Source organism: Sediminispirochaeta smaragdinae DSM 11293 (genome assembly GCF_000143985.1).
Classification (GTDB): domain Bacteria; phylum Spirochaetota; class Spirochaetia; order DSM-16054; family Sediminispirochaetaceae; genus Sediminispirochaeta; species Sediminispirochaeta smaragdinae.
On record NC_014364.1, the window covers coordinates 1,904,039 to 1,919,703 of the forward strand.

General features: G+C 49.2%; 6 protein-coding genes. All 6 read left to right on the forward strand.

From position 1 onward, the window contains the following. The first annotated feature begins 5 nt into the window (after positions 1-5). The gene (locus SPIRS_RS08925; RefSeq protein WP_013254356.1) at positions 6-9,503 is read left to right on the forward strand and encodes a hypothetical protein; all 9,498 of its coding nucleotides are present in this window, start codon (positions 6-8) and stop codon (positions 9,501-9,503) included. Next, positions 9,481-10,452, forward strand: a complete 972-nt coding sequence (locus SPIRS_RS22580; protein WP_013254357.1) for an NADase-type glycan-binding domain-containing protein — start codon at positions 9,481-9,483, stop codon at positions 10,450-10,452. The genes SPIRS_RS08925 and SPIRS_RS22580 overlap by 23 nt, the downstream gene beginning before the upstream one ends. A 342-nt stretch (positions 10,453-10,794) precedes the next feature. Further along, a complete protein-coding gene (locus SPIRS_RS08935) occupies positions 10,795-11,619 on the forward strand; it encodes a leucine-rich repeat domain-containing protein (protein ID WP_013254358.1) in 825 nt (274 codons plus the stop codon). A 42-nt stretch (positions 11,620-11,661) separates the two neighbouring features. Further along, positions 11,662-12,618 carry an NADase-type glycan-binding domain-containing protein gene (locus tag SPIRS_RS08940; protein ID WP_013254359.1) on the forward strand — a complete coding sequence of 319 codons (957 nt, stop codon included), beginning with the start codon at positions 11,662-11,664 and terminating at the stop codon, positions 12,616-12,618. Positions 12,619-13,309: 691 nt separating this feature from the next. Next, the gene (locus SPIRS_RS08950; RefSeq protein ID WP_013254361.1) at positions 13,310-14,308 is read left to right on the forward strand and encodes a LacI family DNA-binding transcriptional regulator; all 999 of its coding nucleotides are present in this window, start codon (positions 13,310-13,312) and stop codon (positions 14,306-14,308) included. Positions 14,309-14,341: 33 nt separating this feature from the next. Continuing rightward, positions 14,342-15,634, forward strand: a complete 1,293-nt coding sequence (locus SPIRS_RS08955; protein ID WP_013254362.1) for an ABC transporter substrate-binding protein — start codon at positions 14,342-14,344, stop codon at positions 15,632-15,634. Positions 15,635-15,665 lie beyond the last annotated feature (31 nt).

Consider the following 15,665-nt stretch of genomic DNA (forward strand, 5'->3'; position numbering starts at 1 on the left):
CTATTATGAAAAAAACATCGTTTCGCTCAACGCTTGGGCGCTGTCTTGTATGGTTTGTGATCCTGAATCTAAGCGGAGTTCCCACACTTTTTGCGCAAAGCTTTTCCGATCCACAGTTCGGAGCCCGGGTTCTCTTTGATCGTGCCGATCGTGCATCTGATCTTTCCGAATGGACGAATATAGCCGAGGATGGCTTCTCTGAGCTCTCCGAAAGCGAACAGGTAAACTTCGAGGCGCTGCTTGAAGATCGGCTTCTCCGTTTTTCGCAGGACAATTTTCAGCAGCAGATGGAAAAGGTGAATATCGCCTTGCTCCTGGAGCGCCTTGCGGAAGTAAATAAGCACCTTCTGTATCAGACGGATGAAAACGGAGCCATCCTCTACGATGAATCCGGCGATCCGGTCATGTTCGATATAGAGAACTATGATGAGGACCAGGAGGATTGGGATGAAGAGGCCGCTGCTGTAGTAGCAGCCGCCCTTGCTTCCTGGCAGGAGGATGCCACGTTTCTCGGGGATGAAATGGCTGGACTCGTCTCCGGCCGCTACAAGGCTATCGTTGATGAGGCGCTGACCACCTCCCTTGGCGAGTATAAAAAATCGGCACAAAAGGAACTTGAGTCTCTGGTGGGAAAAAGACGTACAAGTTTTGCCGCTTTGCGTAAACAGGACACCTACAGCCTTCGTCGTAAGCAGGAGGAGGAAAGTGCCGGTGCCCTTGCCGAAACTCTTATTGGTGATACCGAGAAAGAGCTCGAAGCCTCCAGACGGGGACTTCTCGACGGACTTGAAAAGGTGACCGAAGCCCCTGCAACGGAGATTTCCTTACGCATGCAGGATTGGGAAGAGAGCTTTAAGGAGGAATTCGAAAAAGCCCTTGGGCGCTGGGATGATGCGGAAAGCCGTTTTCTCGAAGAGCGAATCAGGTGGGAGCTTGATGCCCAGGACCGCCTGGTGAGTGCCGAAGAGAGCTGGGATAAGGCCTTTACCGAGTTTGCTTCTGCCAGGAGCCGATGGGCGGAGGAGATCAGTGCGGTCATTGAGGAGGGACGAAGTCTCTGGGAGGAAAAGCAGGCTTCTTTCAGCAGCGAATTCAACGATGCCGTTGCCGGTCTGGAGGCTTCTGCCAGTGGGGAGCTTGAGAAGTTTAAGGCGGAAATCGACCAGGCCCTTTCCACCTTTCGTTCAACCATAGGCCTCCAGTCCATGGCCGAACAGTACCTCGAATACTATGAAAGCCGTATGGATGATGTTGATGTCTATCGGGAGGAGCTGCGTCCCGCCCTTGATAAGGCAGAGGAGGCGTATACCAATTACTTTCTGCCGGCACAGTCACTCCGTGACAAAAGTTTACGTCTCAAAGAGTATTTCGACGGAGGAGCTGCCCTTCCTTCGGCATCTGCGCGGGACGAAGACCTTGATTGGTATGTGGATGTCATAGAGAGGGCCGGGGAATCTCTTTTCCGTTCCTTCGGTTTTTCCAAAAACGAGGCAGAGAGGATGTGGGTAGACGTTATCGGTGAAACTGGGGTCACCTTTAGTATCAAGAAGTTTTTTTCAGGGGATACCACCACCAAAACCCTTAGTCACAAAGAGCTTGCCGGAAAGCTCTGTGCCGTGTACCAGGCTAGCTATAAGAATAACATGCATCGGGAGGCCGAGTATCAAAAACAGTACGAACTCTACCATGCCAGGGACGCCGAGGATGAGGATTACCAGCGGGAGATCGATGCGTGGAAAGGCATCCTTGAAACCGCACTTTCCGCCCGGGAAGGTGCCGAAGCGCATCTCTACGATTTAGAGGACTATGCATCGGGCTATGGAAGTGATCGGGGGGAATACTCGGTGGCGGGGGATAGCTACGAGGCGGAACTTGCCCGTCTCTCCAGAAGGGTTTCCTATTTACAGGGGCAACTTGCGGTATCGGAGGCGGTCATTGCGTATGTACATGAAGAGAGCTCGCTGAGGCCGACCGAGGCGGAAACGGCGGCCGAACTCGAGGCCTCGGCCGAAAGGCTGGAAGAGGCCAGAAACGGCTATAATGCGGCCCAGGAAGCGGTGCAGGGGCTTATGGCGGAGATGGAAAGACTTCAGGAAGAGATGGACCAGATGAGTGAAACCGTCATCACTCCGGCAGAGGAAGCTCTTTCGGAAGCAAGAGAGCTCTTTGAGAACGCCTGGAGCGTCTATACGGCAAACGATACGGCCCTTCTTACCAGCGTTATCAACGATATGGAACACGAGATCAGCTCCTACTATCTCGAAAACGGCAGGTTTGATCTCTATCTGGACTATTTTACGGCCGCCGAGCTGTGGAACCGTAATAACGAGGAGGAAGAACAAAGAAGCCTTCTTGACGAACTCGATGCTTCGTCCCATGAGTTGGAGGAGTCACTTGCGTCCCTTGAGGAGTTTCATGTCAACTGGGAAGCTTGGGACGGCTCCCTTTTTACCGCAGCCCTTGCCGATGCCGGTTTTCAGTTTCCCGAGGAAAAACGGTCGGAGCTTAGCGCCCTCTTTGATGCAGGAAAGAATAGCGGCGGCGAGGGGCAACTGGCACGGGCCTGCCTGGAAGAAGAGCTTGCTTCTTACCGGAAGGCTATCGCTTCTCAGCTGACCTATAAGCAGGCTGCAGGGACGATACTGGAAATAGAGGATTTCGACGCCTGGGGGGATGAGGCAGGATGGCTGGCTTGGCTCCGGGATGATGCGGAGACCGCCGAAAACGGTTACCTTGCTGCCAAGGCCTCCCTTCTTCGTGACGCTCTGCGTTATTCAGATGGGGAGGGCGATGAGAGGAGTGCCCTGTTGGCATCCTATCTCAAAACCCTGTATCCGGATGAAGCCGAACGTGCCGATCTGGCCGATGCCTACGACGACTTTGCCGAAGGTTTGTCCCTGGTTGCCGATGGCTCTGTGAGCAGAGAAGAGGCGGTGGAGGGGATTGACCCTGCGCTGCTGGAGCTGTTTCACGATTTTGTGGACAACGGGGGCATTGCCGTGAAAAACGGCTACGATCTGAGCAATCCTTTTTTGAAGGATGAGCTTTCTCGGCTGCAGGATAAAAGGGCCCTTGTCTCTGCAGCGGATGAGTACGGCGCCCAGATGATTCCCGTGGCCGATGCTCATCGGAATTCGATGCAGACAGAGCTGCTCGCACTTTTTTCCTTCGACAGGGAGGAGGAACCATACCTGTCGGATCGTGATGATCTTGTTCTGCTTTTGTCCGATATGTACAAGGCTGGTGAGATTCCCGACTATTTTGAGGATCGGGTCCTCTATTACCTCGCCTCCGTAGCGGCCCGGGACGAGATCGACCTTTCTGGTGCAGAAGAGCTTCTTGCTTCGGCGGACAGCGGGCTCTCTGCAGCCCTCGAGGCGATGCAAAATACAGTCCCCGAAAGCTATCAGGATCTGGCAAAGCTTACCAGCCTTGCTGCAAGCCTGGAACTGGAGGGCAGCGAGGAGCTTCTTCTCCTTGCCTCGGCCGCGGTCGTGGAGGATGCAACGGCTTTGGGGCAGGATGCGGGCGAGAGTTTATCGGCCTATCTCCGTCTGTGTGGTTTTCCTTCCGATGCCCTTTCCCTGGATGAGGTTCTGGCCTTCGATCCCGACTCGTATCTTTGTGACCCGGAAGAAGGCTATTGGGCCTATAGAGACGGGGATTACCGTACGGCTGCCGAGGCCGCTTCAGGAACGGATAACCCCTTTCTTTTCGGCCTTACCGCCGCGCTTTTGGATAGGAATGGGGAGGAGCTCTCGTTATCGGAGCTTGCCTTTGAGACTGCCTCATGGTACCGGCAGGCGATCGACGGCGATATTACCGACTATTATGCCGGTGCACTTGCCTCGTATAAGGCGGCATCGGCACTGGCGGAGCTTGAAGGCATGGTGATCGAGGGGGATGATCCCTTTCGCGAGGCCCAGGCAGGGTACGATTTGCTTTCCTCTGCCTTTACCGTCATGAATGGCGAATCCCCGGAGGAAGAAGGTGAGAGCGACTATGCAGCGGCCGCCGCTGCGGTGGAGAGTAAACGAAGGTCCATAGCAGATGCCGAAAAGGATCTTGTGGATCTCAAGACACAGCTTGAGCACCAGCGTGAAGAAAAACTGGCCTATTTGCGGGATGTGGTGACTCCCCGCCAGGAGGCCCTTTCGATGGCCCAGGCCGCATATGACGAGAGTAGGGCCAATTATGGCTTGCTGCTGGACGAGTACCAGGGCCTTGCTGCCTCCTATGGTGAAAAGAGTCTGAGCGTGGATGATGCCTATTCGGCTTTTTGTCAGGCTCGCCTGGAATACCAGACGGCGAATGAGATCTATGACTATGCATCGGGAGGTTACGATCTGCTCGATTCCGGGCCCCAGGTCCTCTACCAGAGTAGGCAGAAAGAGTATGAGGATGCTCATGAGCTGTTGGCGTTGATGGAGGGGCTGGAGATCGAGGATAGTTCGTTCTCCGATACCCTCGATCCCGATTACCTGGTAAAGCGGGATGAAATCAAAGGGCTTCAGGAACAGATTAGCTATCTTCTTGACGCCTATTCCACCATGGAAGAGAAGGTCGCCCGTACCAATATCTTGATCGGGAATGCATATACCGAAAATCTGGAAGCGGCCTTCGATCTTTTCGATTTTCCCTATGGAGCCGATGGGTTTATCATTGATTACGATGCGTCTTCCGACCAGCTTAGCGATTTTACCCAGGTGGAGAATGGCGATATCCTATCCTCGGTGGAAGCGTATTTCGACGGTGAAGATGAAGATATCGCAAGGAAGTTTTCCCGGGACATCACCCTGTGGCTCCGTGCCCTGAACGAACACGAGGATCCCGAGGCATTGATGCGACAGTTTGGCCGTGCCTTTTTCTATGAGTTTTCCGAGGCAAAAGAGGACGGGAAATATCTTGTAGATGTTTCCGTTATGGGGGGCTCGGCCTTCAAAACTCTGGTGGATGATTATGTTCATTTTCGTCGCACCGTATCTGTTCCGAGCCCTCTGGGTGATGGTGATACCGAAATAGTGGTCTCAATAGATGGCCGACAGTGGCTCAAGGATAAGAGTGCGTCCTCCTACGCGACTGTCTTCTCCGGCGATGAGGAGATGCAGCGCCTCTATGCCTTTTACAAGACGATGCTCCGGGGAGGAAAGATGAGGAAGACTGTAAGTGAGGCGTTAGACCACGAGTTGAGCTATCAGATTTCCTCGTATGTGGATAAAAAGGCAAAAAAGCTTCAGAGAAAATATGGCAGGTGGTACCGGCCCTTAAAAAGAAGAAAGTCCAGAAGAATCAGGGACCTTCGGAAGGCCCTTCCCTCTTATTCGGCCCAAAGGGGAAAAAGCCGTTTGCTGATTGCCGATACCCTGGAAAGGGCTTCTTCTTCCTATGACCAGTACGCTATTGAAAAGGAGTATCTGAATCAGCTTCTGGGAAACAAAGGCGGAACCCTTGCTCAGAGCGATCAGCTTATTGCCCTCATCGAGTCTGAAACCGACAGACCGCTTTCAGATGCTCAGAAAGAGTATCTTACCATACAGTTTTCAAAGCTTTCCGATGGAGAGCGCTCTTCCAACTTTACCGCTCTGGAAGGCGTGAAAGAGGCTATGGACGGAGAGATCGCAGGGGCTACGCAAGAGCTGGGGGAGCGGGTTGCTCTGCTTCGAAGCGAAAGAAGTGCCCTGCTTACAGAATATACCCGCTTGCAGTCCGAAGATGAAAAGGATTGGGATGCCATCGAAGAGGTCGCGGTACAGTTATACCAAGATCCTTCGTTCAGCGAAGAGGACTATTTTGATGCCGAACTAAGCTTTTCCCGGGGGACGGAAAGCTACGATCCTTCCGGGGCCGCCGAGGTGCTATCTGCCTACGGAGAGCGCCTTGCCTCCTTTTACGAATATCGTCTCGGCCTTGCCTCGGGCTTGCAACTGGAAAAACTCTACACCGAGGCAGAAGACCTTCAGCGTCAGGAGCTGGCGTGGGAAGAACAGACGGGAGAGCTCTTTCAGGTGGGAATGGCCGAGTGGATCGACGGTTATAAAGAGCTTCTTGGCATGAGAAAGCGCTGGCAGGACGAATATGAGCGTGATTACGTCGAAAAAGCGACAGTGTGGCAGGAGAAGTACGACCGGCTGGTTATGCTGAAGAACGACTGGGCCAATGAAGCGGCGGATGCAGCGGTGCGGACGGGAACGCTTGCGAGTGCGCGGGAACTGGGGCTGGATGCTGATGCAATGATAGCGGAGGCGGAAGGGCTGTTAGTACCTGATATCTCTCTGCAGGCGCCGGACCTTGAGGATGTGACGGCCCGGCTGGTGGACGGAATGACACTGGGGCGGGTGATGGGAAAGGCGAAGAGTCTGACGGCCCGGCTTGGGACGGATACGGTACTGGTGGCGGCGATGCTGCCGCAGATGAGGGGGATAAGCGGGTCCTTACGAGAGCTTGAGGCGTATGGAGACGAGCTAGGGCAGGAAGTAAGGGAACACGTGGCAGTGGCGCAGGCCTACCAGCTGAGGGAGAGTGTGGAGAAAGCGGAAGAGAGGATACGGGAGCAGGTGGCCAGCGCGAACAGGGGTTTGGAGAAGAACCTGGATAAGACGATGACGGTGGCAGGGTTTCGAAGGAAGGGGAGTAATTACGAGAGGGAAGCGATAGTAGACTCGACGATGTGGGCGACGGAGACGGAGAAGCAGAGGATAGGGGTGTACGAGTACTTTGAAGCGCCGAGTTTTGATTACGGAGTGGACCTTTCAGGAGCAGCGATAAAGGACAGTAATGCAAGGATACTGGAGGCGAAGGTAGAGAAGGCGAAAAAGCGTCTTGATGCGTATCTGGGTATGCTGTTTGGAAATGAAGAGGAAGGAGAAGAGGGGCTTGACCTTGATGAAGGGTTTCTGAAGCTAGTGGAAGAGGCGGAGGCGTCGATCAGGGGGAGCGCACAGGCAGAGAAAGGAAAGGAAACGAAGGGATTGTTTAATATCCATGTAGGATATGTGCCGGTAATGGATAAGAACAAGCCGGAGAAGGTGAAGGAAGCGGGGTATGGAGAGCTTGGAAGGATCTACGAGCAGTTTTTTATCGATGAGGCGAGGTTTGGCCGAGGGATAGCGGTGTCGGGAGCGCCGTGGTACAGCCAGAAGTTGTGGGACGATGATGCGGACAACGACGGGAAGTCGGATGGCTTGCTGGGAGCGCCGACGGTAAAGACGATAGCGGATATCGGGATGGCGGTGGCAGCGAGCCTTGTGGTGCCTGGCGGAGGAGTTGGGCTGCTGATGAGTGTGGGGCTGAACCTGGTGGACGATGCGCTGTTTACGATGGCGGATGTGAGTAACGGAGTTGATGAAGGAGATGCGTGGGGAAACTTTGCGAAGAAGGGGTTGACGAGTGTAGCGAGTGCGGGAATCAACATGGGTTCAGGAGTACTGGACGGAGTGATAGGGAGCACTGGGATGATGGAGGTAGGAAGCGATGTGATGCTTGCTGGAGCGCAGAGTGCGGCGAACACATATTCGAGTGCATTTATCAACAGCCTTGACTTTGATAACTTTGGAAACAGCGGGTGGATTGACGGAGGAAGCTTTGCCCATGCGACGAGCTGGGGAACAAGCGGCTCCGGGTACCTGTCGTCGATGGGAGGAGCGCTGGTGAGCAGCGGACTGATGGAAGGAGTCAGTGGTAATGACAATCTCTTTGGTTTTTCCTCGGCCCATATAGGAGATGTGAATCAGTTTAGCCAGACGCTGGGAGGCTTGACCAACACGGCGATAGAGTACGGAATGACGGGAAGTGGCACACTGAATGTAGCGAAGGTGATGGGAACGGGAGCACTTGAGCTGCATTTAGGAGGAGAAGGCTCGTTGTTTCAGTTAGGAATGGAGGGAACAGATGTGAGTCTTGGAACCCTTTCAAAAGGGTTGAGCGGGCTTGATGTGTTGTACCAGAACCACCGGATAAAGAAGTATAACGAAGGAAAAGAAGAGGATATGAGTATAGCGCTGAGGTCGCTGTATTCGTATGGAGATGAGGCAGGAGTAAGGACCTACAAGAATGTGCTGAAAGGAACGGACCGGTTGCACATAGGAGTGGAAGGAAGGGAGAAGGCGCAGACGGTGGCGAATGGAAAGGGTGGCCGAGATATCTATCTTGCAGGAAATGGAGGAAGCAAGGAAGAGCAGCTGCTGGCAGGAGTGTTGTTGCAGCATGAAGCGTACCGTGACGGAGTCGTGGGAAGTGAGCTGGAACAGGTAGAAGAGACGGAAGCGGCAGTGATAGGCCACACGCTGATGGCGGATCGAATGAGGCATGACTACGGGTATGGAGCCTTTGTTGGAACAGAGATTATGGGAGACCTTGCTGCATTGTATGGAGGGGGAGAAGCCGGGATATCCGGACGTGCCGGAGGGTATGACTCGAGTGCGGATTATTGGAAGTTGACCACAGACGGACGTTTGTTAAATGACAATAAGGCTGATTTGTATCTGGCTGATGCTGAAGGGAACTATATATATGAAAATGGGAAACGGGTTAAACTCGTAGATACGGAAACGGGATCAGTGAGCCAATCCTTGATCCAATACATTGGAATGGATAGAGCATCGGAGTTATTGGGTGTGAATCCGGCGGATATGAGTAATTATAATGAGCAAACCCTTCAGGATGTGCTGGGAATGAGTTCGGACATGGTTGCAAGACTCTCTGTAAACGGACAATTTTCTTTTGGTGATTTGCCAGTTGATAAGCAGCAGAAACTCATGGGAGAACTGCTGTTAAAAGAGGGTGCAGGTCAGACATGGGACGCGAGTAATGGATGGCATGGGGACAGTATTGCTGATTTCAAGATTACAGACAATTGGGCTGGCTATTCGATTGGATTTGATCAAAGTATGACGAATGGAGAGTATGATAAGTTTGTGGTGGATATTGTGCATACAAGGGATGTAATGAGCTACTTTGGAAGTAAAGGAAATCAAGAGCTTAAAGAAAAGTATAATGCATTGGATTCTTCGACATATTTGAAGAAAGATTTGGATGGAAATATACTACTCAAGCCTTTTAGGGTTGATCAGGTGCAGACTGTTGATAATCTGTGGGGTATTAGTTCTGACCAGAATACAGCACAACACCCATTTTTTGGTACAATTCAGGGGAATACAATAGCTGCAAATCATTCGTTTTTCTCGATATTTGGGCAACGGAGTGGATCCTTTAAACAAGGTGCTTTTGTACTCCAAAATGCATTAACTTTAGGTGATTTTGTGACAAATTCATTTGGTCGAAACCCAAATCTTGACCCAGATTCCTATCGTTGGTTATTACATCAAAGAACATTATGGGATAATAGCAATCAGTTCTGGGGGTTGGCATCAGATGGCTGTATCGTGAATACCGACGAAAATATGCAGTATATCAATAACACCCTAAATAGTTGGCACCTCTATAGGGGGTTCAATATGGGAACAGTTATTCGTGAGGACTGGAGTGAACTGTATAGACATATGTAAGCGTATTATTAAGGTTGTATTGATTTTTTTAACAATTATACCTCCTTATCTTTTTTCGGAAGATTTTTTTTCTCAAGATACATTGCATGAATATAGAGAAATCGGAGTTTATGGTGATGTTCCTCTTTTGTTTAAAGTTGAAGATGGAATCGTTTGGTTAAAGGTTGATTATGAAAATAGATTTGATTCTTTAAAAGCGAATGATATTGAAATAGATAAGGATGGTTTCTCATATGCAAGTGTGTTTAACCGGGAAATCAGTATTTTATATGGAAGTCGTTTTTTTCTCTTTATGAATGATATGAGTAGCTATTTTGGGCATGGGATAAAAGGGATTGGTACATTTTATGGAACTGATTTCTCAGGAGCAACACGTGCTATTTATAATAAGACTTTGATTCGAAATATTGAATCTACTTCTTCTTTGAAAGAAGATTCAATATTGTATGATACTAAACTATTAAATAAGTATCTCGGTTATTTTACCTATATGTCTCATCCCGAGATGGCCCAAGTTTTCAATCAAAACGCCCATCCCTGGGTAGAAGGCGTTGATGGCCCGGGAATAGGCGAGCAGCTTATAATTTCTTTCACTGAGCCCAGCAATGATATTGTTGTTCTTAATGGATTTGTTGACAGAAACAGGAAGTATTTATTCAAAGCAAATAACCGTGTTAAAACAGCGATTATTCGTTCTGCTGATTCCGGAGAACCGTTTGAGTTTGAATATCAATTCGAGGATATGGTCAGGTTTGATGAGATTCGATTTCCCCGACCAGCCGAAAAGGTAGTTTTTGAAATCAAGGATGTGTACCCTGGTGAGAAATGGGATGATACCTGCATAAGTGCCGTCTTAACTCGTGAGCCTGATCCTTATATCGGCACAAATACATCACCGGCACCTCCTGCTGTTTCTGAACCGCAAGTTTTCGGTCCAGAAACTCGCTGACCAGAGGATCGTAAAAGCCCTGGCTGCTTTCCATGAGCCGCCGCCGGGCTTTTACTGAAAGACAAGGCGGAGGAAGGTTTTCATCGGCAGTGAAGCCCAGCTGCGTGAGGACGGAAAACCAGACGACAACATAGAATTTCGGCAAAAGGTTCTCTTTTTACAAAAAAACTATGGTAGAGATATTCTATAGAACGTCTGTTTTTCTTGTCCTGAATACGCCTTATTTTTCCCAAAAAACAAATCGATGACCGAGCGTCAGGGATGCGATTAATGGATGGCATGGGGACAGTATACCAGATATCTGTATTACATCAACGCGAACAATCTATACGGGAGAGGACAATGAGGTTACAAACAAACCTGATTATGAGCCTATTAGCTACGTTTGTTCTATGTGCATGTCAAAATTCCAGGGTTGAACAGGAGACGGTAAGTGTTCCTGAAAAAGCAGGTACTATTGTCAACGTGGAACAGGAGAAAGTGTCCGAATCAGTAGTATCTCGACCAAGTACACTGGAAGAGATCGCGAAGGCTACTGGAGCACACTGGATAAACGAGTATAAGGGTATATATATGAACAGCAGGCGACGCGACAGAGTAGGCTACAATGTCGAATCTTTTGATATGCAAATGCTGGCATCTCTTCCTGAAAGCGAACTCAGTCGGATAAAGAATTTTTCAGTACGTGGAACGGAACTTATTGGGTGGGATGAGTTTGACTTGTCGCTTCTGAAGAATCTGGAAGAGTTAGACATTGATTATACGAACGTCACTCATATACGAGGGCTTGATGAAACAGCAGTTTGGCGAGTGAGTTTAGGAGATGTGCCGTTGAGAGGCATTTCGACGATCTCCGGATTAAAAAAGGCTGAGGAGATATGGATTCGGAGTACGGAAGCGATTGACCGTCTACCGGATTTGTCGAAACTGACGGAGATGTACAGGCTTTCGATCCAAGCGAATCCGCTGAAATCGCTTGATGGTATAGAGAGCCTCCAAAGGCCGGTGGGACTGGTATTAGGGATGGTCAATGACATATCAGCCCTTGAAGATGTCAATCCAGAAGATTTGGCTATTGTGATGTTTCCGGAATATCAGGAAGAGCAACCTGAAATCGTGGAGAAGATCAAAGAGATGGGATTTGAGATATATGAAGATGTTGATTAGATATAGCTGGTATGCAAACGTATTGAAAAAGGAGTACCAGCAATGGTTAAAGTATTACGGGCATTGATCCTGCTCATTCTGTTGCAGTTGTTTCGGTTTCCCCTGTGTGCTGAGGATTGGATGAGTGAAGTATATAACTCGTTCGTTGATCCAAAGACGATAGATATGGGATGTATTGAAGATGTGTTATTTTCACGTGATGGAAAAAATATTTTGATGGAATATCACTATAACGGAGTAACGGAGAAAACAGAGATTTTTCCTATTGAGAGCATGATGCTTGATGAAGAAACAGGATTTATTGAGTTTGCTATCGAAGGTAGCATGATGTATGTTATTCTTGGGAATGAATATATTCTGGTGTTTGATAAGGACATGAGCACTGGGGAGTATGCTTCCGTTAATGGCTTTGAGATAGGAATGGTGAGAGAAAATCGTATTCATAGATGGAGGGAAAATTATGAGGATTCATTGCAGTATTATGCGCCTCCGTATCTTGATAGGTCATCCTATTCTATTAGCAAAAAGAGCATAACGACAAGCGGTTCTTACTCAGAAGTGTTGGGAGGGCAGCGGGTCAACTATGATGGGAAATACATCTTTGACTTTATGCTGTTCGGTCACCCATATTATAAGACGTATTATAATCCGATTGCATATCCGTGGGTAGAGGACAGTGCTGGGTATGGGGAATGGATAGAGATAGATAGCGAGGTACCCAAGGAGAAATTTTATGTCCTGAACGGATTTGTCGACCCGACAAGACCGCATTTATACCGGCTCAATAGCAGGGTAAAAAGAGCAAGTGTTATAGGGACAACTGAAGAGGGAGAAGAGATAGAGCAAGAAATTCAATTTGAGGATTTCGTCTATTTCAAGACGATTGTTTTTCCAAAACCGGTAAAAACGATGAGGCTGATTATTAGGAGTGTGTATCCTGGAGCAAAATGGAAAGACACTGCTATCTCGGCACTTATGCTTCCCGTTGATTGGGAGTAAGTGGTAATTGATGGTGCAAACAGAGATGCCGGATATGGACCTCCTGATGGAAGGCATTTGCAGCATCCTGCAAGATATTACGGGAATACCGGATGCAAGTTTTGAATATGCGCTATGCTCCGGAAAACCTATTGAGTAAAACATGAAGAAAACGTGTATATCGGTATTGATTCTGTTAGTGAGTCTTGTAGCAGGTTGTCAGGAAGAGGACCCCGTACTGGATGAACTAATGATTACAGAAAAAAACTTCCCGAAGTATATAGAGATGATGAGGACAGGGTATCAGGGAAGAAGACGAATGCCGTCCTATCTGGGGAGGGAGACGCTTCTGTCTGCGAGCTTGTGATACCAAGTATTTCCAACTCGTAGAATACCTGTAACTTTTCCGTCTACAAAAGCCTATGTTGAAAGATTAATGTGGAGATCCTTGAATACTGTCGCTGGCCGTTATGAAAAACGCGTATCCGGTAGGCGGGTATACATTCACTTCAATTTCGGCGCTGACGATTATTTCGGTGAACTGGCCCGGCCCAAACAGCGGTATTACTTCGACCGTATGATCCGATTAAAGATTAACGATAATCCTTGATATCAACGCTATATTGTGTTTTTGAGCGGTATGAAGTGGATTTGGGAGCGATTAGGCAAAATAATCCTTGTATTATTTAAAAAGCAGGGTTAACGTTAATCCATGAATGTAAAACTTGCGGATATCGCCCGTGTTACGGGTTTTTCGATAAATACTGTATCAAGAGCCCTGAGGGGCGATTCACGAATCAGTGGGCAGACCAGCAGACTGATCTGCAGCAAAGCGGAAGAGATGGGATACATCAGAAATGAGGTTGCCGGAAGCATGCGTTCCAGCAGGACCAATACAATCGGGGTTGTGTCCGCTGATTCCTCCAACCCGTTCTTTGCGGAAGTCCTTCTTGGAATAGAGGATGCAGCCCGAAAGATGAATTACAGTATCCTGCTTATCAATACTGAGGAGCAGGCAGAGAACGAATATGATGCAGTCAAGCTTCTTATCGGCCGGCAGGTGGACGGTCTTATTATTATTCCCGTATTTGACGATCCTAAAAACCTGAGTATGTATGAATCGCTGGGCATTCCGTACATCTTTGCGGGAAGGCGCGTCAAGGGGCTTGAGGCACACTCGATTTTGCACGGAGATGAAGAGGGTTCCTCGGAGGTGTTCAGTTATCTGCTGGAAACCGGCCACGAAAGGATTTTTTATCTTGCAGGGCCGGACCGAATAAGCAATTCGGTCGACAGGCTGGAAGGCATGAAGAGGGCTTTCAGGGAAAAAGGGCGGGCCTTTGATGCAGACCTTGTTGTTGAGACAAGGGGGCATATAGACGACGGCTATTCGGAGATGAACCGGGCGCTGAACAAAGGTCTGGAATTTACGGCAGTCGCATGTTTCAACGATTTGATTGCGATGGGTGTGCTGAAGTCGCTCTATGAAAACGGATTGTGCGTACCGGAGGATATTGAGGTTTTCGGTTACGATAATCTGAATATGGCGCAATACATGCAGCCCAGACTCAGTTCCGTTGATGTTCCCAAAGCCAGGCTGGGACAGGCTGCTGTAGAGGAGCTTATGCTGCATATTGAAGACGGAAACAGACCGTATAATACCTTGGAGATGAAACCGAGGTTGGTTTTCAGGGAAACTACCAAAAGGTAGAAATATTTTCATGTGATTTTTAAGGAGGAAAACATGAAGAGAAAAAGCTTGTCGGCATGTCTGCTTGTACTGTCGCTGCTTCTTCTGGGTACTGTCGGCATAGGCGCGTCCGGTAGTCAGGAGAAAGATGTTGCGTCTGAAAAAGGGGGCCCGATTGAAATCACTTTCTGGTCTCTGTTCACCGGTGGTGACGGTGAGTTTTTCGACGCCATGGTTGATGAGTTCAACCGGACCCATGATGATATCGTTATGACAACCGATACCGTTAAGTTTGATAATTATTATACCAAACTTACAACTGCATTAACATCACAGAATGCTCCGGATGTAGTCGTAATTCACAGAAGCAAACTTCTGAACTACGTACCTAGTGGAACATTATATCCGCTTGACGATGTACTGAAAAGTGTAAACGCTCCCATGGATGATTTTATTCCCGCAGCACTGGAGCCCTGCACGTTCGACGGAAAGATCTATTCGCTTCCGCTGGATGTGCATGCTCTAATCATGTACTACAATAAAGACCTTTTCAGACAGGCCGGTATAGCCAAGGTGCCCGTCACCTATGAGGAATTTGTTGCGGCGGCTAAAAAGGTTCAGGACAAAACAGGGGCCATGGGTGCCGCTATCGATAATACTACTGCAACCTATAAGGCCTATACCCTTACCAGGCTGTTCATGTCGTTCATGGAGCAGCAGGGCGGAAGCGTGCTGACAGAAGATCTTTCCGCTGCCGATTTCAACAACGAAATGGGTGAGAAGGCGCTTCAAGCCCTTGTCGACATGGTCCGTAAATACGGGATAACGGAAAGCGGTCTGGATTATGATTCGTCCGTCGCCGCATTCAAACTCGGAAAAGCCGCAATTCATATTAACGGCGTCTGGGCTACCGGCTCATTCGAGAAGCAGGAAGGATTGGATTTTGCTGCGGTACCGCTGCCGGCAATGCTGGGAAAACCCGCCGCATGGTCCGGATCCCATACGCTTGCTATTCCAGCTAAAAAGGAAATGAGCAATGAGAAACTGGCGGCCGCCGTCGAGTTCATGCTGTGGATGACCGAGAGGGGAGACCTCTGGGCGAAGGCTGGCCATATTCCCATCAGGAAATCCGTCTCAGACAACCCCGATTTTCAGTCTCTCCCCCACAGAAAGGATTATGCAGCTGCCGCCGCATCATCTTTCGCTGCTCCGAGGACAGTCGCATGGGACGAGATCTACAACAACCTTTCCGACTCTCTGGAGCTGGCCGTTGCATCCGGACAGGATGTAAAAACGGCTCTTGCCGAGATGGAAAAAATGGTCAACTCAATTATCGCTTCTTATTGAGTCCTGCCTGCAAGATTCTAAAACGCAAGGG

Excerpts from the sequence above, each read along its gene's own strand:
- SPIRS_RS08935 (WP_013254358.1), top strand. The coding sequence starts at position 10,795 with ATGAGGTTACAAACAAACCTGATTATGAGCCTATTAGCTACGTTTGTT.
- SPIRS_RS08925 (WP_013254356.1), top strand. The coding sequence starts at position 6 with ATGAAAAAAACATCGTTTCGCTCAACGCTTGGGCGCTGTCTTGTATGG.
- SPIRS_RS08940 (WP_013254359.1), top strand. The coding sequence starts at position 11,662 with ATGGTTAAAGTATTACGGGCATTGATCCTGCTCATTCTGTTGCAGTTG.
- SPIRS_RS08950 (WP_013254361.1), top strand. The coding sequence starts at position 13,310 with ATGAATGTAAAACTTGCGGATATCGCCCGTGTTACGGGTTTTTCGATA.
- SPIRS_RS08955 (WP_013254362.1), top strand. The coding sequence starts at position 14,342 with ATGAAGAGAAAAAGCTTGTCGGCATGTCTGCTTGTACTGTCGCTGCTT.